The following is a 19,006-nucleotide window of genomic DNA, read 5'->3' as shown; positions in this document are numbered from 1 at the left end:
CTGGGGGCATGGACTACGTCTCCGCGCTCGTGCCCCCCATCGTGATGGCCGCGTTCTTCATCGCCCTCGTCGTGACGATCGTGAAGAGCCAGGGCGGCGCCAACAAGGCCAAGGAGGACGCCGCCGTCGACGCCGTCCTCTCCCGCGCCGAGACCGCCCGGCAGGCCCAGAAGTAACCGCCGCGCGGTTTCCACCGCGCGTTGCCGCCGAATAGTCGGGCAATTCACCGCAACCCGCACTATCGTGCTGTTGTGCCTCGCCCCCTGGGAGAACTCGAAGACGCGGTGATGACGCGGGTGTGGCAGTGGAACCGCCCGGTCACCGTTCGCGAAGTCCTGGAAGACCTCCAGCAGGTACGGTCCATCGCGTACACGACGGTCATGACCGTTATGGACAATCTCCATCAGAAGGGCTGGGTCCGCCGGGAAGCCGAAGGCCGCGCCTATCGATATACGGCGGTCTCCACCCGCGCCGCCTACTCGGCCGCACTGATGAACGAGGCCTGGTCCACCAGCGACAACCCGGCGGCCGCCCTCGTCGCCTTCTTCGGCATGATGTCCCAGGAACAGCGCGAGGCCCTGCGCAACGCCATCCGCGTCGTCCAGACCGACGCCCCGGATCCGGCCGGCCCCACCGCCTCCGAGAGCGCGCCTTCCCCCGCCCCGGAAGGGGAGTCCGGCGCACACGGGACCGACCCGGGGCGATAACGTCCGGGTATGGGAGAGCTTTCCACCGCAGACACGAAATCAGTGACGATCCGCCGCGCGCGCACCCGTGATGTTCCGGCGCTGCGCCGCCTCCTCGACCAGTACGTGCAGCAGCGGATCCTGCTCGACAAAGCCCCTGTCGTCCTTTACGAGGACATCCAGGAGTTCTGGGTCGCGGAACGCGACTCCGACGGACAGGTCATGGGCTGCGGCGCTCTCCACGTCATGTGGGAAGACCTCGCCGAAGTCCGCACTCTCGCCGTCGACCGCGAGTTGAAGGGTTCCGGCCTGGGGCACCAGGTGCTCGCCAAGTTGTTGGAGACGGCCCGCCTGCTCGGCGTGAGCCGGGTTTTCTGCCTCACCTTCGAAGTGGACTTCTTCGCGAAGCACGGGTTCGTCGAGATCGGCGAGACCCCGCTGGAGACCGATGTCTACATGGAGCTGCTGCGTTCCTATGACGAGGGCGTCGCGGAGTTCCTCGGTCTCGAACGAGTGAAGCCGAACACCTTGGGCAACAGTCGGATGCTTCTGCACCTCTGATGGATCAGGACGGCTTTTCCAGGCCTCTGCCCGCCTGTGGCCTATGTCCGAATCGCGCACGTTTCCCGCCCTGTTGAGGTCCTGAACCTCTCACCGGGGGTTTGTGTTTTCCAGGCAAAAGCGGTTTCCTTTCCGCGTACTGCATTTTCGATGAAAGGAAATCCGGTGGCACAGAAGGTTCAGGTCCTTCTTGTCGACGACCTCGACGGTGGCGAGGCGGACGAGACCGTGACGTTCGCTCTGGATGGCAAGACCTACGAGATCGACCTCACCACCGCCAACGCTGAAAAGCTCCGCGGTCTGCTCGATCCGTACGCCAAGGGCGGTCGCCGCACCGGCGGTCGTGTCTCCGCGGGTCGTGCCAAGGGCCGCGCCGCCGCGTCGGCGGGCAATCCCGACACCGCTCTCATCCGCGCGTGGGCGAAGGAGAAGGGCTACAACGTGAACGACCGTGGCCGCGTTCCCGCCGAAATCAAAGAGGCCTACGACAAGGCCAACGGCTGAGGCGTACGCCTTCGCAGCCGTGCCCGGTGACATTCCGTCGCCGCCGCGGCCACCAGGCGTACGAGATCGGGCCCGACAACGCCCCTCGGGGGCCTGGGCCCGGTACCCCGCCCGGTGACGGGCAGGGCCGGAAGGAACGCCTCGCACCCCGGCTCGGGGGGCCGCAACCACACGGCGGCCCCCTGCGGGACCTCTCCGGACGGCCTCCCCGGCATCAGCTCGGGCGGCGCCGGAGCGGTGATCGAGCCCCCCTCGCCCAAAGCGGCGAGATCCAGGGCCACCCCGCCCCATTCCAGCCAGTCCAGCAGTCCGTCGAGCTCCTCCGCACCGCCCGGAGCGACCAGGAAGCGCATCCTGCGCCCCGACGCCGCCACCGGACCGGTCACGACGGGTCCGCGCAGCAGCGCCGCCCCCGCGTCGGCCGGCAGCTCCAGGACGTCGAACGTGACCCCCGTGACGAGCCGCACGGGCGGCCCGCCCGCGAGGGTCCAGCCGAGCGTCCGCTCGTACCACTCGCGCCACTCGTACCGGCAGACGTACGCGTCCGGCCCGGGAGCGGGACGGGGCGAGGGGACGCGGAGGGAACCCACGGGGTCGAGGACCATGAACGGAGCAACTCCGCGCCCCGCCGCGGGGTTACGCAGCGCACCCGCTCGAATGCGGAACGTAAACATCCGCGGAGTGGAGCGCGACATTCGGGACGCGGGCGTGTTCGCCCGTAGCGGAGGGAAGGGTGCCCATCGGCATGGAGTGTCGGTCCTTACGGGTAAGACATTCCTAGTGGATCGGGGCGACACGCTGATTTGGCCGGGTCCCGTTCGCCATCGGCGTACACGCGTGACGGGTATCTGCCTGGCCTGCGGGAACATCGTCTCCCACTATCGGGTTGGAGCAGTTGTCGGCTCTTCAAGCCGGTTTTCCTTCACCGATGTGGGGGTGAGCCGCGGACGGATGTCGGCAGTTGGAATGAGCTGTCCCGCCCCGCGGGACTAGCATGCGGAAGGACAGGGCGGGGACCGACCCCGAACTGCCCGACCGCTCTGAGGAGCGATAAACGATGTTCGAGAGGTTCACCGACCGCGCGCGGCGGGTTGTCGTCCTGGCTCAGGAAGAAGCCCGGATGCTCAACCACAACTACATCGGCACCGAGCACATCCTCCTGGGCTTGATCCACGAGGGTGAGGGTGTCGCCGCTAAGGCCCTGGAGAGCCTCGGGATTTCGCTCGAGGCTGTTCGTCAGCAGGTTGAGGAGATCATCGGTCAGGGCCAGCAGGCCCCGTCCGGGCACATCCCCTTCACCCCGCGGGCGAAGAAGGTCCTGGAGCTTTCGCTCCGAGAGGCCCTCCAGCTCGGCCACAACTACATCGGCACCGAGCACATCCTGCTCGGCCTGATCCGCGAGGGCGAGGGCGTCGCCGCCCAGGTCCTCGTGAAGCTGGGCGCCGATCTCAACAGGGTTCGACAGCAGGTCATCCAGCTGCTCTCCGGCTACACCGGAGGCGGCAAGGAGTCGGCGACCGCAGGCGGCCCGGCCGAGGGAACCCCCTCGACCTCGCTGGTCCTGGACCAGTTCGGCCGCAACCTCACCCAGGCGGCCCGCGAATCCAAGCTCGACCCGGTCATCGGGCGCGAGAAGGAGATCGAGCGGGTCATGCAGGTGCTGTCCCGCCGTACGAAGAACAACCCGGTGCTCATCGGCGAGCCCGGCGTCGGCAAGACCGCCGTCGTCGAGGGCCTCGCCCAGGCGATCGTCAAGGGCGAGGTGCCCGAGACCCTCAAGGACAAGCACCTCTACACCCTTGACCTGGGCGCGCTGGTCGCCGGTTCCCGCTACCGCGGTGACTTCGAGGAGCGCCTGAAGAAGGTCCTCAAGGAGATCCGCACCCGCGGCGACATCATCCTGTTCATCGACGAGCTCCACACCCTGGTGGGTGCGGGCGCCGCCGAGGGCGCGATCGACGCCGCGAGCATCCTGAAGCCGATGCTGGCCCGTGGTGAGCTCCAGACCATCGGTGCCACGACGCTCGACGAGTACCGCAAGCACCTTGAGAAGGACGCGGCGCTGGAGCGCCGTTTCCAGCCGATCCAGGTGGCGGAGCCTTCCCTCCCCCACACGATCGAGATCCTCAAGGGCCTGCGCGACCGCTACGAGGCCCACCACCGCGTCTCCATCACGGACGAGGCCCTCGTCCAGGCGGCGACGCTGGCGGACCGGTACATCTCGGACCGCTTCCTGCCGGACAAGGCGATCGACCTGATCGACGAGGCCGGCTCCCGGATGCGCATCCGTCGGATGACCGCACCGCCGGACCTCCGCGAGTTCGACGAGAAGATCGCGGGCGTGCGCCGCGACAAGGAGTCGGCCATCGACTCCCAGGACTTCGAGAAGGCGGCTTCCCTCCGTGATTCGGAGAAGCAGCTGCTCGCCGCGAAGGCCAAGCGCGAGAAGGAATGGAAGGCCGGCGACATGGACGTCGTCGCCGAGGTCGACGGCGAGCTCATCGCCGAAGTCCTCGCGACCGCGACCGGCATTCCCGTCTTCAAGCTCACGGAGGAGGAGTCTTCCCGCCTCCTGCGCATGGAAGACGAGCTCCACCGTCGCGTCATCGGCCAGAAGGACGCCATCAAGGCGCTCTCCCAGGCCATCCGCCGCACCCGTGCGGGTCTCAAGGACCCGAAGCGTCCCGGTGGCTCGTTCATCTTCGCCGGCCCGTCCGGTGTCGGTAAGACCGAGCTGTCCAAGACGCTCGCCGAATTCCTCTTCGGCGACGAGGACGCGCTGATCTCCCTCGACATGTCGGAGTTCAGCGAGAAGCACACGGTTTCCCGTCTCTTCGGTTCGCCCCCCGGCTACGTGGGCTACGAAGAGGGCGGCCAGCTGACCGAGAAGGTCCGCCGGAAGCCGTTCTCCGTCGTCCTCTTCGACGAGGTCGAGAAGGCGCACCCGGATATCTTCAATTCCCTGCTCCAGATCCTGGAAGACGGTCGCCTGACCGACTCCCAGGGCCGGGTCGTGGACTTCAAGAACACGGTCATCATCATGACGACCAACCTGGGTACGCGGGACATCTCCAAGGGCTTCAACCTCGGTTTCGCCGCAGCCGGCGACACCAAGACCGGTTACGACCGGATGAAGGCCAAGGTCAACGACGAGCTCAAGCAGCACTTCCGGCCTGAGTTCCTCAACCGTGTCGACGACACGGTCGTCTTCCACCAGCTCACGCAGGAAGACATCATCCAGATCGTCGACCTGATGATCGCCAAGGTGGACCAGCGCCTCAAGGACCGCGACATGGGCATCGAGCTCAGCGGTGAGGCGAAGCAGCTCCTGGCCAAGCGCGGCTACGACCCGATCATGGGTGCGCGCCCGCTGCGCCGGACGATCCAGCGCGAGATCGAGGACCTGCTGTCGGAGAAGATCCTCTTCGGCGAGCTGCGTCCCGGTCACATCGTGGTCGTCGGTGTGGAGGGTGAGGGCGAGGAAGCCAAGTTCACCTTCCGCGGCGAGGAGAAGTCGGCTCTGCCCGACCACCCTCCGGTCGAGGCCACGGGCTCCGGCCCGGACCTCACGAAGGGCGCGTGAGCGGCTAGCCGCTCGTAGAGACGCAGAGGGGCGGGCCCCGGGACATCATGTCCCGGGGCCCGCCCCTTCGTCGTGTCCGGGCCCGGTACGGCCTCCTGGGCCCCGTCGGGCCCCTCGGGGGGCGCGGGTGCGGGTGCGGGAGCGCGCGGGCCTTCGTCGGGGGTGGTGGGCGCGGCCCCGTGGGCGGGGGTTTTCGGGGTGACCGCGGTCACTGGGGGCCGTGCGCGCCGGTGACAAGCCGCACAGGGCAAAACGGACCTACTAGGAGGTCTCGTAGATTTTGCCGACCGATTTGTCCACCCCCCGCCCTAGTGGTGCCACCGTCAACAGGCCGGACAGCCCCGGTGCTCCTACGAGCCCCGGTAGTAACGGAGGTGTTTGGGGAAGCCGGGGGGCCCGGGTTACCAAGGTGGAGCAAGCCCGGCAGCCACGGCCAACGGTCGCAGCACGTCGGGTCCTTTCTTGCCCGCAGCACGTCCTTGTCCCCGGCCTCGGAGGTCCCCCAGATGTTCGCGAAGCGCGTCAGCACCCGTCGTACCCGTATCGCCCTCGCCGCCACCGGTCTCGGTGCGGCCCTGGCCCTCGGTGCGGGGACGACCGCCGCCTTCGCCGACGAGGCCCCCACCCTGCCCGCCGCCGCCGAGCAGGTAGCCCTCCAGGCCCAGGCGCAGGCCCAGGCCGCCGTCGCCAAGTCCGGCCTGTGGGACAAGCCCGTGAAGGGCTACACGCTGTCCGCCACCTTCGGCAAGGGGGGCACCATGTGGTCGCACAAGCACTCCGGCCAGGACTTCGCCGTCCCCGTCGGCACCCCGGTCAAGGCCGCCTCCTCCGGCACGGTCGTCAAGGCCGGCCCCAACGGCGGCGGCGACGGCCCGGCCTACGGCAACGCCATCGTGATCAAGCACGCGAACAACACGTACTCCCAGTACGCGCACCTCTCGAAGATCCAGGTCAAGATCGGCCAGAAGGTCGGCAAGGACCAGCGGATCGCGCTGTCGGGCAACACCGGCAACTCCAGCGGCCCGCACCTGCACTTCGAGATCCGCACCACCGCGAACTACGGTTCGGCCGTCAACCCGGTGGCCTTCCTGCGCAACGTCGGCGTCACGGTCTGACCCGCTGACCGCCCGGCCCGCCGCCCTTCCGGCCGCGGGCCTTCCGGCCTTCCGGCCCCTCGGTCAGATGAGCCAGGAGTGCGTCTGCTTCGACTTCTTGTCGACCTTGTTGTTCTTCAGGCCCGTGACGGCCTCCTGGGTCAGCGCCGTGTCGAAGACGCGGACGTGGTCCAGCGGCCCGTCCCACGCCGCGCTCCAGATGCCGTGGTGACGGGCCCGCCCCAACTGGAGCGGGCCCGGGCCCGCCCAGACCCCGGAGACCGGCGCCTGACCGGCGAGCTTGTCGTCCACCCACAGCGCGATGGTCTTCTTCTCGGCGTCGTAGGTCCCGGTCAGCAGCACCCAGTTCCGTACGGTGTCCACGTTGTCCGCGACGACCTGCTGGGCCGTCGCCGCCTGGCCCTTGTCGCCGGTCTGGACCCGGAAGACCCACGCCTTCTTGCCGTTCACGACCTCGAAGCCCAGCTCGAAGGAGTACGAGACCCCGTCGCCCTGGCTGACCGCCATCCGCGAACCGGTCTCGGACACGTTGTAGGCGCGCGTGGAGACCGTGAAGCTCTTCGTGACGTCGACGGCCGCCTCGGCGCCCTGCGCGTACGACTCCGCCGTCCCCTTGAACCGCACCTCGGTCCGCTTGGCCAGCTCGCCCAGCGAGGCGCCCGGACCGAGCGCGATGCCCATCCTGCCCGTGCGGTCGCGCAGCAGGTTCGGCTCGCCCTCGACGGTGGGGGAGTCGTCCTCCGGGGCCTTCGGGTCCGCCGACTGCTCCCCGCTGCCCGACGGGCTCGGTGAGCCCGAGGTGGCCACGACCGGCTTGTCGTCCGGTTCGTCGGAGCCGCCCAGTACGAAGAACCCCGCGCCCGCCGCCACCACGACGACCACCAGCGCGCCGATCCCGACCTTCAGCGTCCGACGCTTGCGCTGCTGTGCCTCGGTCCGGTCGGCCAGGGCCTGCCAGTCCGGCTGCGGGGTGGAGCTGAAGGCCTCCACCTGCTGCTGCGGCGGGGGCTGGAGCGGCCCGAAGCCCTGCCCGGGGCCCTGGGCGGGCTCGGGCTGGTACGGGTTGGGCTGTGCGGGCCCGGGGTAGCCGTACCCGTCCGGTATCCGCCCGGGCGGGTATCCGTAACCGCCGCCGCTCCCGGAGGCGGGGTCGGGCTGGGGGCCGTGCGGGTGATCCGTACCGTCAGTCATGGCACGGATGCTAAAACATCGCGGTCGACAGGCGAACGCCCGATGGTTCCGATACGGCCGCGAACGCTCCGCCGGGACTCGCCGCGGCGGGTCCCGGGGCCCTTCCGCTCAGCCCGGCAGCTTGATGATCGGGAAGCTGCCCGTCGCCGTCGGCGCGTGTTCCGGCAGCCACAGCACCGCCACCGCGCCCGCCGCCGAGCCCTCCGATTCCGCTCCGCCCGGCGCCGCCACGTTGCGGAACGTCAGCCGCGCCCCCAGCACCCGCGCCTGGCCCTCCGCGATGGTCAGCCCCAGCCCGTGCCCGACCCCCGCACGGTCCGTGGACCCGGTGCGGAAGCGACTCGGACCCTCCCGCAGGAGCGCCTCGGGGAAGCCCGGCCCGTGGTCCCGCACGCGGACGACCCGGCCCTCGATGTCGACCTGGATCGGCGCCCGCCCGTAGCGGGCCGCGTTGGCGAGGAGGTTGCCGAGGATCCGCTCCAGCCGGCGCGGGTCGGTGCTGACGATCTCGTCCGCGACGATCCGTACGGTGGCCTCCGGCATCAGCGCGCACACCCGGCGGCTCACGAACTCGCCCAGCGCCACCTCCTGGAGTTCGGCCCGCTCCGACGCGCTGTCCAGCCGGGCCACCTCCAGCACGTCCTCCACCAGGGCCCGCATCGCCTGCGCGCGGTCGCGCACCAGCTCGCTCGGGCGTCCGGGAGGCAGCAGTTCCGCCGCCGTGAGCAGGCCCGTCACCGGGGTCCGCAGCTCGTGCGCGATGTCGGCCGTCACCCGCCGCTCGGCCTCCAGCCGTTGCTGGAGGGCGTCGGCCATGGCGTCCACGGCCCGCGCGAGGTCGTCCGTCTCGTCCCGTACGACCCCGCCCACGGCGTCCCGTACGCGGACCTCGCCGTCCCCGTGGGCCATGCGCTGCGCCGCCGCAGCGGCCTTGCGCAGCCGGCGGGAGATCTGCCCGCCGATGAGCACGCCGAGCGCGGAGCCGCCGATCACCACGGCCAGGGAGCCGACGACCAGGGCCCGGTCGAGGTCGCGCACCATGTTGGCGCTCTCCCGGAACGGCAGGTGCAGGGAGAGCACCTGTCCGTTGCCGAGCGGTACGGCGGCCCACACCTCGGGAACGCCCCTGGGGTTCTCCTGGATGAAGGTGCCCCGGCGGCCGGACTGGGCCTTGCGGCGCAGTTCGCCGGGCAGCTCCGGGTCGTTGAGCTTGGCTCCCATGGGGGGCTTGCGCCCGGCGTCGGCGTTGCGGGCGATGAACTGCACCCGCTCCAACTGCTGGTCGCGGGCGCTCTCCAGCATCGACACCCGGGCAGCGCTGTGCACCACCAGGCTGAGCGCCAGCGCGGTGAGCGCGCCGACGGCGGCGATGGCGAGGGTGATCTTCCAGCGGATGCCCGTGCGCAGGGTGAAGCGGCTCATGCCTTGAGCTTGTAACCGAAGCCGCGGACGGTCTCGATCCGGTCCTGTCCGATCTTCGTGCGCAGCCGCTGGACGTGGACGTCGACGACGCGGGTGTCGCCGCCCCAGTCGTAGTCCCAGACCCGCTCCAGGAGCCGGTCGCGGGACAGGACGGTGCCGGGCGCGGAGGAGAACTCCAGCAGCAGGCGCATCTCGGTCGGGGTGAGGGCCACGGAGACGCCCGCCTTGCGGACCTCCATGCCCTCGGTGTCGATCTCCAGGTCGCCGAAGGACAGCACGCCGTGGATGCCGTCGTCGTCCGCGTCGCCGTTGCCCGAGCCGCCCCGGGCGCCGCCGGCGTGGCCGAAGCGGCGCAGGACGGCGCGGATGCGGGCGACCAGGACGGAGCCGTCGAAGGGCTTGGTGACGTAGTCGTCCGCGCCGGCCTCCAGGCCGAGGACGACGTCGATGGAGTCGGCGCGGGCCGACAGCATGATGACGGGGACGGTGGACTCGTCGCGGATGCGCCGGCACAGGCTCACGCCGTCCATGCCGGGGACCATCACGTCGAGCAGGGCGATGTCGGGGCGGTTCGCGCGGAAGGACTCCAGGCCGGACAGTCCGTCGGGCATGGCGGTGACCACGAACCCGTCGCGTTCCAGCGCCAGGGTCGTGGCCTCCCGGATGACGTCGTCGTCTTCCACGAACAGCACATGGGTTTCGGCCATGCCGCCCATCCTCACTTCACTTCGTACGTCGCTTCGAGCCGCGGGCGCTCGGGCTGCGGTCGCTTCGGGCTCGTCGCTTCCCGGCGTCTGCGCTTCTCGGCTTCTGGGGCTTCCGTGCTTTCGTGCTTCTGGGCTTCCGGGTTTATCGGCTTCTTCGGGTCAGTTCTTCGGCGTGACGGCCGGGGCGGGCGCGTTCCCGCCGTCGACCACGTTGCTGTAGTCCGAGTGCACCCTGTCCTGCTCGGTGAACTTCTCGCCGTCCCAGCGGTAGGTGATCACGTCCTCGCCGGAGGGGTAGGCGAGGGCGTCGCTCTTCCCGTAGACCGGCTTGTTGACCACCAGGTCGCCGCGGTCGATCTCCGCGTAGACGGGAGGCTGCTCGTCCGCGAAGACATTCTCGTACTTCGTGCCGTCCGCCCGGTACACGTACGAGCCGCGGCCCAGGGCGTCGGCGCAGGACAGGACGTTGACGACGATGTCGACCTCGCTGCTCCCGGTGACCTTCCCGTAGCTGACGTCGATCGGGTACTCCTTGCCCGAGCAGGGCTTGAGGTCCCGCTTCACCTCGGGGCTGACCTTCGGGTCGGCCTTCAGCAGGGCCACCGGGTCGACCTTGCCGGCGGGGTTGCCGGTGACGGTCGCGGGGGAGTGCCCCGGGGCGGCGGGAGCGCTGTCCGCGCTGCCCGACGGCGGCATGTTCCGGGACACGGACTCGGTGCGGGCGGGGCCGCCGTCGCGCAGGCCGGTGCCTCCGCTGGAGCATCCGACCGCGAACACGACCGTGCCGACGAGGACGACCGTCCCCGCCGACATCAGTACCACCGAGCTTCTGCCGCTCAGGTCTTGGCCTTTCAGGCCGCGCACCGCTCCCGCCCCTCGTAACGGCTGGTGTGGTCGCCGCGCTCCAGGGCACGCATGTCCAGGTCCCGGCTCTCCAGCTCCTGGCGGAGCCGGGCCAGTGCGCGGTGCAGGGTGCTCTTCACGGTTCCCGCCGACATGCCGAGCGCCGCGGCCGTCTCCTCGGTGCTCATCTGCTCCCAGTGTCGCAGCACGACGACACTGCGCTGCTTGGGCGCGAGAACCTTCAGGATGTCCATGAGGAGGGCGCGGTCGGCGCGCTGGTCGGAGCCGTCCTCGACGGAGGCGTCCGGGAGCTGCTCGGTGGGGACCTCGTCGAGCTTGCGGGCCCGCCACCACTCGGTCCGCGTGTTGATCATGACGCGGCGCAGGTAGGCGTCGGCCAGGGACTTGTCGGCGATGCCGTCCCAGCGGCCGTAGGTGCGCACGAGGGCGGTCTGCAGGAGGTCCTGGGCGTCGGTGGGGTCCGGGACCAGGCGCCGGGCACTGCGCAGCAGGGCGTCCTGCCGGGTGCGTACGTACTCCTCGAATTCGAGTACCTCGCCGTGCGCCATCTCAGACCCTCCGCTGCCGTTCGCCACGTCTCCGCCGTCTTGCTGATCCGAAGGTACGGAGGGGTTGTCACGGCACTGTGCGGGTCAGCCTTCGGTGGGCGCACGGACACCCGTAGGTTGTGTAACAGCGCCTGTGAGCTGCGGTTTCCCGGCTCGAAGCGGAATCGGTGAGTCAACTTCGAGCCGGGCGTCGGGCCCCGGGGGTACGCCCCTCAGCCCTGCGGCAGGCGGTACATGGCGTGCGCGAGGGGTTCCACCAGGCCGTCGGAGACCAGCCCGTCCAGCGCCCTGGCCCGTTGGACCGGCTCGTCCCAGACGGTGTCCAGCACCGCCTGCGGAACCGCCCCGACCGCCTCCCGCAGCACCGCCAGGAGCTTGCCGCGGACCTGCCGGTCGGTCCCGGCGTACGTCTGCCCGCGCCGGGGCGGACCCTCGTGCGCCGGCTTCCCCGCCAGGCGCCAGGCGCACAGCGTCGCCACCGGGCAGCGGGCGCAGTCCGGGCTCTTGGCCGTGCACACCAGCGCCCCGAGTTCCATGGAGGCCGCCGCCCAGCGGGCCGCCGTCCCCTCGTCCTCGGGCAGCAGCTCGCGCGCCAGGCGCCGCTCGGCGGCGGTGGTGGCGTTCGGCGGGTACTCGACGCCGGTCGCGGTGCGGGCGAAGACCCGGCGGACGTTGGTGTCGAGCACCGCGTGGCGCTGCCCGTACGCGAAGGAGGCCACGGCGGCGGCCGTGTACTCGCCGATCCCGGGCAGCGACAGCAGGGCCGCGTGGTCACGGGGCACGTCGCCCCCGTGCCGTTCCGTTATCGCCACTGCCGCGCCGTGCAGCCGCAGGGCCCGGCGGGGGTAGCCGAGCCGCCCCCAGGCGCGTACAGCCTCGCCCGGCGCCTCGGCGGCCAGGTCGGCGGGGCGGGGCCAGCGGGCGAGCCACTGTTCGTAGACCGGCAGGACTCGGCTGACGGGGGTCTGCTGGAGCATGAACTCGCTGACCATGACCCCCCAGGGGCCGGCCTCGGGGCGGCGCCAGGGCAGGTCGCGGGCGTGCTCGTCGAACCACGCGATCACGGGGGTGTGCAGCGCGGTGGACGGAGTGGGTGAAAGGGATGCGGATGCAGTCATGGCAGACGGCATCCTGACACGTTTCGGGCTCAGCGCGCCGGGCCCGGTCCGGTGAACCAGACGACGACCCCGTTGCCGCTGCCCCGCATGGCGGCGACGACCCGGGTCAGGGGCCCGGCCAGGGCGAGGACGGCCAGGGTGCCCAGGGAGGCCCCCAGCAGCAGGCCCATCGCCACGTCGTGCGGGTAGTGCGCCCCGACGTACACCCGGGAGAAGGCCATCAGCAGGGCCATCGGCAGGGTCAGCCACGCGAGGCGGGGCACGGCGAGTGCGAGGGAGACGGCGGCGGCCGCCGCGATGGCGGAGTGGTTGGAGGGGAAGGACCAGTCCCCGGACGGCGGGCACGGTAGCAGCGGGGCGAGCGCTCCGGCCACCGCGCGGCAGGGCCGCTCCTCGTCGACGGTGGACTTCACCAGTTCGGAGGCGACGTACGCGAGGGCGGTGACGAGGGGGGCGAGGACGGCGAGCGCCACCGCCCGGGGCCCGTCGTCCGCGCGCGCCCGCCACCAGACGGCTATGTAGAGCAGGCCGAAGAGGAGGAGGCCGTACTCGCTCCAGACCTCGAAGGCCGACTGCACCCAAAGGGGGGTGCCATGGGCGAAGTCGGTGATGTCGCGATAGAGGTCGGAGCTGTCCATGGTCACAGACGGTACTCAAGCGGCTGTCGCGGTCGCATCAGACCCCTGGCCGGTTCCGGGCGGTCCTTCGGGGTCCACGACTGGGCCTCCAGGATGATCATCGGCAAAACCTGTCGGGTGCGCGGCATGTGGGGCACGGATCGCGGCGCGAGTTCTCGTAAGGTTCGGTGCGTGGGATCACTGCGCAATCCGGTCGGGCCGCTCCCCTCCTCCATTTACTGGCGACGGAGGGCCGTTCTGGCGTCCGTAGCGGCGCTGCTCGCGCTCATCGCCGTATGGGCCATCAGTTCCGGCGCCGGGAAGACGAGTACGAACGGCAAGGGCGACGGCTCCGGGCCCGTCCGCACCATCACCCCCGGGCCCTCCGGCTCCGGGCCGGCGATCAGTCAGGCGCCGGGCGGACGCGGTGACTCGGGCACGGGTTCCGCTTCGGGCGGTTCCGGCGCGGGCGCAGCGGCCGGTACGGGCAAGAACGGCGAGCCGGGCTCCGGCGCGGCCACCGGCGGCGACTCCGGCTCCGCGGCGGGCGCGGGCGTCGGTTCCGGCGCGGCCCAGGTCCCGGCGGACTCGCCCCTGCCGACGTGTGCGCCGAGCGCGCTGCTGTGGAAGGTCGAGAGCGTCAAGAACGACTACGACCCCACCGAGAAGCCGCGCCTCGAACTCACCGTCAGCAACACCTCGGGCGGCAACTGCAAGATCGGACTCGGCCCGAAACAGGCGGTCGTGACGATCTTTCAGACGACCGGCGCCAAGGCCGTCTGGTCCTCCGCCGACTGCCCCGGTGACACGGACGACCTCTTCTTCCGGGTGCCGGCGCAGGGCGACACCAAGCAGACGGTGGAGTGGGACCGGAAGTTCAGTGCCCCGAACCAGTGCCAGACGCCTCCGGCGGGCAGCCCGACGCCGGACACGTACGTGGTCGAGGTCAAGTCCCCGGGCCTCCCGGTGGCCCGCACCTCCTTCGTCCTGAAGCAGGACTGAACCGGCGCGCCACCGAACCGGCGCGCCACCGAACCGGCGCGCCACCGAACCGGCGCAGTAACGAACCGGCCGTGGGGGGGGGGCCCCGGCGGGGGGGGGGGGGCCCCCCCCCGGGGGGGGGGGGGGGGGCGGGGGGGGGGCCCCCCCCGCCCCCCCCGCCGCCCCCCCGGGGGGGGGGGCGCCCCGGCGGGGGGGGGGGGGGCGGGCCGGGGGGGGCCCCCCCCCCACGGCCGGTTTCATAGGCGGGTCACGGGGCGGGCCACAGGACGGACCGCGGCCGGATCAGACGTAGCGTTCCAGGATCGAGGACTCCGCCAGGCGGGACAGGCCCTCGCGCACGCTCCGGGCGCGGGCCTCGCCGACGCCGTCGACCGTCTGGAGGTCGTCCACGCTCGCGGCGAGCAGCTTCTGCAGGCCCCCGAAGTGCTCCACCAGCCGCTCGATGATCGCGCCCGGCAGCCTCGGCACCTTCGCCAGCAGCCGGTACCCACGCGGCGACACCGCCGAGTCGAGGGTCTCCGGCGAGCCGGTGTACCCGAGCGCCCGCGCCACGATCGCCAGCTCCAGCAGTTCCGGATGCGTCAGCGCGTCCAGCGCCGGCAGCGCCTCCTCCACGGTGCGGGAACGCTTCGCCGTCGGCTCGGGGACGTAGTCCCGGATCACCAACTCCCGTTCCTGCTCGATGCCGACGGTCAGCTCGTCCAACTGGAGCGACAGCAGTCGTCCGTCCGTGCCCAGTTCGACCACGTACTCGGCGATTTCCGTCGCGATCCGGCGGACCATTTCCAGCCGCTGGGCGACCGCCGTGACATCGCGGACCGTCACCAGGTCCTCGATCTCCAACGCGGACAGCGTTCCCGCGACCTCGTCGAGGCGCAGCTTGTACCGCTCCAGTGTGGCCAGGGCCTGGTTCGCGCGGGACAGGATCGCCCCGGACTCCTCCAGGACCCGGCGCTCGCCGTCCACGTAGAGCGCGATCAGTCGCATCGACTGCGAGACCGACACCACCGGGAAGCCGCACTGCTTGGAGACGCGGTCCGCCGTGCGGTGCCGGGTGCCGGTCTCCTCCGTGTGGATCGAGGCGTCGGGCACCAGCTGCACGCCGGCGCGCAGGATCTTGGTGATGTCCTTGTCGAGGATGAGGGCCCCGTCGAGCTTGCACAGTTCGCGCAGCCGGGTCGCGGTGAACTCCACGTCCAGGACGAAGCCGCCGGTGCACATCGCGTCGACGGCCTTGTCCATGCCGAGGACGATCAGCCCGCCGGTGTTGCCGCGGACGATCCGTTCCAGGCCGTCGCGCAGCGGCTGACCGGGGGCGACCGCGCTCAGCGAAGCGCGCATCAGCGCATCGTGCTTGGTGCTCGCGCCGGACTTTCCGGGCGCTGATGCCCCGTCCTTGGCTGCCACTGCACTCCTCCGGTCGCGGGTGGTTCCGCCGGTGTACAGCGGGCGGACCAGCACAAAGTCTACCGGCGCAGCCTGTGCGCCCGCCGAGCCTTGGCGCCGGCGGCCGACGCGCGGGGGTGCGCCGGGTCTCCGATCCGCCCCCTGACCTGGCGTCGGACCCCGCGCGGTGATCCTTCGGCGGACTCTCGGAGTCCGTTTTCGACCCCCCGTACGCCCCTCGTACGTCCGCCGCACGCCGCCCCGCGCCCCCCGGCTACTCCGCGGCCCGCTCCTTGGCCGGCGTACGGGAGCGCCCGCGCGGCAGGACCCGCAGCGCGTCGCCGATGTCCGCGACCTCCGTCACCTTCATCCCGGCCGGGACCTTGCCCGGATCCACCGGGACCAGCGCGTGGGTGAACCCGAGGCGGTGCGCCTCCGCCAACCGCCGCTGCACGCCGGTCACCCGGCGCACCTCGCCGGCCAAGCCGACCTCGCCGATGGCGACCAGGTTCGTCGGCAGGGGCACATCACTGGCGGCGGAGGCCAGCGCCAGCGCGATCGCCAGGTCGGCGGCCGGTTCGGTGAGCTTCACCCCGCCCACGGTGGCGCTGTAGATGTCCCGCTTGCCCAGCGCGGTGATCCGGCCGCGCTGCTCCAGCACCGCCAGCATCATCGAGACGCGCGAGGTCTCCAGGCCCGAGGTGGTGCGGCGCGGGGAGGGGATCTGGGAGTCGACGGTGAGCGCCTGCACCTCGGCGACCAGCGGGCGCTTGCCCTCCAGGGTCACGGTGAGGCAGGTGCCCGGCACCGCCTCGGTGCGCCGGGTCAGGAACAGCCCGCTCGGGTCGGCGAGGCCGGTGATGCCCTCGTCGTGCAGCTCGAAGCAGCCGACCTCGTCGGTGGCGCCGTAGCGGTTCTTCACGCCGCGCACCAGGCGCAGCCGCGCGTGCCGGTCGCCCTCGAAGCTGAGCACCACGTCCACGAGGTGCTCCAGCAGTCGGGGGCCGGCGATGGTCCCGTCCTTGGTGACGTGGCCGACGAGGAGGGTGGCCATGCCCCGCTCCTTGGAGGCGCGGATCAGCGCCCCGGCCACCTCGCGCACCTGGGCCACGCCGCCGGGGGCGCCGTCGATCTCGGGGGAGGCGATGGTCTGTACGGAGTCCAGGACGAGCAGGGACGGCTTGACCGCGTCGAGGTGGCCCAGGACCGCCGACAGGTCGGTCTCGGCGGCGAGGTAGAGGTTGTCGTTGAGGGCGTTGATCCGGTTGGCGCGCAGCCGGACCTGGCTCGCGGACTCCTCGCCGGTGACGTACAGGGTGCGGTGGTCGCCGGTGGCCGCCTTCGCCGCGACGTCCAGGAGCAGCGTCGACTTGCCGACGCCGGGCTCGCCGGCGAGGAGGACGACGGCGCCGGGGACCAGCCCGCCGCCCAGGACGCGGTCCAGTTCGTCGACGCCGGTGCTGCGGGCGGTGGCGGTGCGGCCGTCGACCTCGCCGATGGGCAGCGCGGGCGAGGAGACCCGGCCGGCGGCGGTGGTCCGTACGGCGGGCGCGCCGCCCATCTCCTCGACGGTGCCCCAGGCCTGGCACTCCGGGCACCGGCCGAGCCATTTCGCGGTCGTCCATCCGCACTCGGAGCAGCGGTAGGAGGGCCGGTCCTTGGCGGACGAGCGGGAAGTGCGGGCAGCGGCCATGCGGCCCACCGTAGTCGCCGCCACCGACAACGCGGCGCCGGCGGCGGGGTCCGGGCGGTGGGGCCCCCGGCGGGAGCCCCCAGGAGGCCCCGCGGGGGCCCGCGGCGGCGTCGCGGAGGTGCCCGCGTCAGGGGCGCTGTCAGCCCGGTGGCGATCTGTTCACCCGTAAGGGCTAAAACTGCTGAAGGCTTCCGGGGCGTCACCGGCGCGCCGCCTACGGTCGCCAGGTGAACAGCATCAACCAGGGAACCCCCGTAGCGCGCACCGGCGCACACCGGGCGCACGGGCGCACGCCCCGAGCGGGTCAGGCCTCGGCCCCGGGCGGCGCCGACGCCGCCGCGGCCGCCGCCTCCGAAGAGGCCCAGCAGCCTCCCGCCTCCCGCCACGAGCCCTACCTCGACGGCCTGTTCACCTACTGCCTCTCGGTCCTCTGCGACCACGACACCGCCACCGACGTGCTCGGCGACGTACTCGCCGTGGCCGAACGCCATCCGGGCCGCTGCCCCGACGAGGGGGACCGCCGGGCCTGGCTGTACGCCCTCGCCCGCTGGGCCTGCCTGCGCAGCCTGGCCGAACAGCGCCGCGCCCGGCAGGGGGCGCACTCCGGTCGGCGTACGCCGGAGCACCCCGACCCCTCCCATGCGCCCCAAACGCCCCCCGGCCTCGACGTGAGCGCCTACCGCCGCACCGAGCTGGCCCGCCTGGCCTGGCCCGAGGCGGCCGGAACCACCCCCGAACAGCGCGAGGCCCTGGAGCTGGCCGTCCGCCACCGGCTCGGCGTCGGCGAGCTGGCCTCCGTCCTCGGCACGCCCCCGGCCGCCGCCCGGGAGCTGCTCTCCGGCGCCGCCTGCGAGGTGGAGCGCACCCGCGCCGCCCTCGCCGTCGTCGAGACGGGCAACTGCCCGGCGGTCTCCCGCCTCACCGGCGAGGGGCGCGACGGCGACGGAGGAGGCGGCGACGTGCTCCTGTCTGGCACCCTGCGCGCCGAACTCGTCCGGCACGTCGACGACTGCCCGCGCTGTCGCCGCGTCGCCGAACGGGTCGGCGCGGCCGAGCCCTGGCCCGGCAGCGCCGGGATCAGCGCCGCGCTGCCCCTCGTCCCGGCCCCCCGCAGGGCCGTCCACGCCGCCATGCTGCGCTCCGGCCGGCGCCGGGGCGGCCGGAGCGGCCCGCGCTTCGACCGCGGCGGCTTCCCCATGGACCCCAAGGACCGCGCCGCCCGCCGCGACCGGATCCGGGCCCGCGCCGTGACCACCACCGTCGTCGCCACCGTCGTCGCCGCCCCGGTGATCGCCCTGTGGGCCGCCTACCGCGGCGCCCCCGTCACCGCGGAGCCCGTCGGGGGCGAGGGCATCCGGATCTCCGCCGGAGAATCGCAGATCCCGCCGCCGCAGGCCGCGGGCCGGCCGCTGACCGCGTACGAGAACACCGGCAACGCCGCCTTCACCTCCGACGAACCCGGCTTCGCCGCCGGCAGCGCCGCCCCCGACGTCTCTGTCGAGGTCATCAGCACCGGCGCCCCGGCCACCCCGGACGCCTCCGGCCCCGGCGCCCCCGGCCGGCTCACCGCGACCGCCACCACCCGGGGGCCGGTCACCCTGCTCACCCTCACCGCCTCCGGCGGGAGCCCCGTCCACTGGCGGCTCTGGTCGGACGCCCCCTGGCTGCGGGCCGCCGTGACGGCGGGCACCCTGGCCCCCGGAGAATCGGTCACTCTGCGCATCACGGTGGACGCCGAGGCCCAGCCCGTCGGCGCCTGGTCGGCCCGGGTCGGAGTGGACCCCTCCGGGGCGGTGATCTCCATCCAGGGCCGAGGCCGCCCGGCCCCCACGCCGCCGCAGCCGCCCGTGACCCCGCCGCCGGACCCCACCCCGACGCCCACGCCGACCCCGACGCCCACACCCACCCCGACTCCGACGCCCACCCCCACCCCCACGCCGACCCCGACGGAGTCCGCGACGGCGGAGCCGCCCGCAGGAACGGTTTCCCCGACCCCGCCGCCCGCCTAG

The 19,006-nt window shown here is 72.1% G+C and carries 18 protein-coding genes; 8 read left to right on the top strand and 10 right to left on the bottom strand.

What is annotated here, in order from left to right; genetic code table 11:
- Positions 1-8: 8 nt before the first annotated feature.
- The 4 genes from ACIOD1_RS25960 to ACIOD1_RS25945 all read left to right on the top strand — a co-directional run bounded on the left by ACIOD1_RS25960 (position 9) and on the right by ACIOD1_RS25945 (position 1,751).
- On the top strand, positions 9-176 hold the full coding sequence (locus tag ACIOD1_RS25960; RefSeq protein ID WP_365615180.1) for a hypothetical protein: 168 nt from the start codon (positions 9-11) through the stop codon (positions 174-176).
- A 75-nt stretch (positions 177-251) separates the two neighbouring features.
- Positions 252-707, top strand: a complete 456-nt coding sequence (locus ACIOD1_RS25955; protein ID WP_365615177.1) for a BlaI/MecI/CopY family transcriptional regulator — start codon at positions 252-254, stop codon at positions 705-707.
- A 9-nt stretch (positions 708-716) separates the two neighbouring features.
- Positions 717-1,247, top strand: coding sequence for an amino-acid N-acetyltransferase (locus tag ACIOD1_RS25950; protein ID WP_401904904.1), 531 nt, complete (start codon positions 717-719; stop codon positions 1,245-1,247).
- A 165-nt stretch (positions 1,248-1,412) separates the two neighbouring features.
- Positions 1,413-1,751, top strand: a complete 339-nt coding sequence (locus tag ACIOD1_RS25945; RefSeq protein WP_365615171.1) for an Lsr2 family protein — start codon at positions 1,413-1,415, stop codon at positions 1,749-1,751.
- Here the strand turns inward: ACIOD1_RS25945 and ACIOD1_RS25940 are convergent.
- Entirely contained in the window at positions 1,730-2,356 is a 627-nt protein-coding gene (locus ACIOD1_RS25940; RefSeq protein ID WP_401904902.1) for an SCO3374 family protein, read from the bottom strand. The two genes, ACIOD1_RS25945 and ACIOD1_RS25940, sit on opposite strands and share 22 nt — an antisense overlap.
- A gap of 452 nt (positions 2,357-2,808) precedes the next feature.
- Between ACIOD1_RS25940 and ACIOD1_RS25935 the strand changes: the two genes are divergently transcribed.
- Both ACIOD1_RS25935 and ACIOD1_RS25930 read left to right on the top strand, forming a co-directional pair.
- Positions 2,809-5,334, top strand: a complete 2,526-nt coding sequence (locus tag ACIOD1_RS25935) for an ATP-dependent Clp protease ATP-binding subunit (protein ID WP_365615165.1) — start codon at positions 2,809-2,811, stop codon at positions 5,332-5,334.
- A gap of 506 nt (positions 5,335-5,840) precedes the next feature.
- Entirely contained in the window at positions 5,841-6,449 is a 609-nt protein-coding gene (locus ACIOD1_RS25930; protein WP_365615162.1) for a M23 family metallopeptidase, read from the top strand.
- Between the two features lie 63 nt (positions 6,450-6,512).
- Here ACIOD1_RS25930 and ACIOD1_RS25925 read toward each other — a convergent pair whose 3' ends face one another.
- From ACIOD1_RS25925 to ACIOD1_RS25895, 7 genes are all read right to left on the bottom strand, one after another.
- On the bottom strand, positions 6,513-7,640 hold the full coding sequence (locus tag ACIOD1_RS25925; protein WP_401904899.1) for a LamG domain-containing protein: 1,128 nt from the start codon (positions 7,638-7,640) through the stop codon (positions 6,513-6,515).
- Between the two features lie 108 nt (positions 7,641-7,748).
- Complete coding sequence (cseC, locus tag ACIOD1_RS25920) at positions 7,749-9,062, bottom strand: two-component system sensor histidine kinase CseC (protein WP_365615156.1); 1,314 nt, start codon at positions 9,060-9,062, stop codon at positions 7,749-7,751.
- Complete coding sequence (gene cseB, locus ACIOD1_RS25915) at positions 9,059-9,769, bottom strand: two-component system response regulator CseB (protein ID WP_365615153.1); 711 nt, start codon at positions 9,767-9,769, stop codon at positions 9,059-9,061. Before cseB ends, cseC begins: the two co-directional genes overlap by 4 nt.
- 159 nt (positions 9,770-9,928) lie before the next feature.
- Positions 9,929-10,582 carry a hypothetical protein gene (locus ACIOD1_RS25910; RefSeq protein WP_365615150.1) on the bottom strand — a complete coding sequence of 218 codons (654 nt, stop codon included), beginning with the start codon at positions 10,580-10,582 and terminating at the stop codon, positions 9,929-9,931.
- Positions 10,583-10,620: 38 nt separating this feature from the next.
- Entirely contained in the window at positions 10,621-11,181 is a 561-nt protein-coding gene (locus ACIOD1_RS25905; RefSeq protein WP_365615147.1) for a SigE family RNA polymerase sigma factor, read from the bottom strand.
- Positions 11,182-11,393: 212 nt separating this feature from the next.
- Positions 11,394-12,299, bottom strand: coding sequence for an A/G-specific adenine glycosylase (locus ACIOD1_RS25900; RefSeq protein WP_365615143.1), 906 nt, complete (start codon positions 12,297-12,299; stop codon positions 11,394-11,396).
- A gap of 29 nt (positions 12,300-12,328) precedes the next feature.
- Positions 12,329-12,937, bottom strand: coding sequence for a phosphatase PAP2 family protein (locus ACIOD1_RS25895; RefSeq protein WP_365615140.1), 609 nt, complete (start codon positions 12,935-12,937; stop codon positions 12,329-12,331).
- A 171-nt stretch (positions 12,938-13,108) separates the two neighbouring features.
- Here ACIOD1_RS25895 and ACIOD1_RS25890 point away from each other — a divergent pair, with 171 nt between their 5' ends.
- Complete coding sequence (locus ACIOD1_RS25890) at positions 13,109-13,918, top strand: hypothetical protein (protein WP_401904894.1); 810 nt, start codon at positions 13,109-13,111, stop codon at positions 13,916-13,918.
- A 282-nt stretch (positions 13,919-14,200) separates the two neighbouring features.
- Here the strand turns inward: ACIOD1_RS25890 and disA are convergent, their stop codons facing one another.
- Positions 14,201-15,325 carry a DNA integrity scanning diadenylate cyclase DisA gene (disA, locus tag ACIOD1_RS25885; protein WP_365615134.1) on the bottom strand — a complete coding sequence of 375 codons (1,125 nt, stop codon included), beginning with the start codon at positions 15,323-15,325 and terminating at the stop codon, positions 14,201-14,203.
- Positions 15,326-15,578: 253 nt separating this feature from the next.
- Positions 15,579-16,997, bottom strand: a complete 1,419-nt coding sequence (radA, locus tag ACIOD1_RS25880) for a DNA repair protein RadA (RefSeq protein ID WP_401904892.1) — start codon at positions 16,995-16,997, stop codon at positions 15,579-15,581.
- A gap of 227 nt (positions 16,998-17,224) precedes the next feature.
- On the opposite strand from radA, the gene ACIOD1_RS25875 reads away from it, so the two are divergent.
- Positions 17,225-19,006: a hypothetical protein gene (locus tag ACIOD1_RS25875; RefSeq protein ID WP_401904889.1), complete on the top strand. Its 1,782-nt coding sequence runs from the start codon at positions 17,225-17,227 to the stop codon at positions 19,004-19,006.

The organism is Streptomyces sp. NPDC088097, assembly GCF_044741845.1.
Taxonomy (GTDB): domain Bacteria; phylum Actinomycetota; class Actinomycetes; order Streptomycetales; family Streptomycetaceae; genus Streptomyces.
Note: the sequence above shows the minus strand (reverse complement) of the source record. Positions and strands in the feature narration are given on the sequence as shown.

Bases quoted from the DNA above. Each gene is read 5' to 3' on its own strand.
- ACIOD1_RS25960 (WP_365615180.1), top strand. From the start codon at position 9: ATGGACTACGTCTCCGCGCTCGTGCCCCCCATCGTGATGGCCGCGTTC.
- ACIOD1_RS25950 (WP_401904904.1), top strand. From the start codon at position 717: ATGGGAGAGCTTTCCACCGCAGACACGAAATCAGTGACGATCCGCCGC.
- ACIOD1_RS25940 (WP_401904902.1), bottom strand. From the start codon at position 2,356: ATGGTCCTCGACCCCGTGGGTTCCCTCCGCGTCCCCTCGCCCCGTCCC.
- ACIOD1_RS25935 (WP_365615165.1), top strand. From the start codon at position 2,809: ATGTTCGAGAGGTTCACCGACCGCGCGCGGCGGGTTGTCGTCCTGGCT.
- ACIOD1_RS25930 (WP_365615162.1), top strand. From the start codon at position 5,841: ATGTTCGCGAAGCGCGTCAGCACCCGTCGTACCCGTATCGCCCTCGCC.
- ACIOD1_RS25925 (WP_401904899.1), bottom strand. From the start codon at position 7,640: ATGACTGACGGTACGGATCACCCGCACGGCCCCCAGCCCGACCCCGCC.
- cseC (WP_365615156.1), bottom strand. From the start codon at position 9,062: ATGAGCCGCTTCACCCTGCGCACGGGCATCCGCTGGAAGATCACCCTC.
- cseB (WP_365615153.1), bottom strand. From the start codon at position 9,769: ATGGCCGAAACCCATGTGCTGTTCGTGGAAGACGACGACGTCATCCGG.
- ACIOD1_RS25910 (WP_365615150.1), bottom strand. From the start codon at position 10,582: ATGTCGGCGGGGACGGTCGTCCTCGTCGGCACGGTCGTGTTCGCGGTC.
- ACIOD1_RS25905 (WP_365615147.1), bottom strand. From the start codon at position 11,181: ATGGCGCACGGCGAGGTACTCGAATTCGAGGAGTACGTACGCACCCGG.
- ACIOD1_RS25900 (WP_365615143.1), bottom strand. From the start codon at position 12,299: ATGACTGCATCCGCATCCCTTTCACCCACTCCGTCCACCGCGCTGCAC.
- ACIOD1_RS25895 (WP_365615140.1), bottom strand. From the start codon at position 12,937: ATGGACAGCTCCGACCTCTATCGCGACATCACCGACTTCGCCCATGGC.
- radA (WP_401904892.1), bottom strand. From the start codon at position 16,997: ATGGCCGCTGCCCGCACTTCCCGCTCGTCCGCCAAGGACCGGCCCTCC.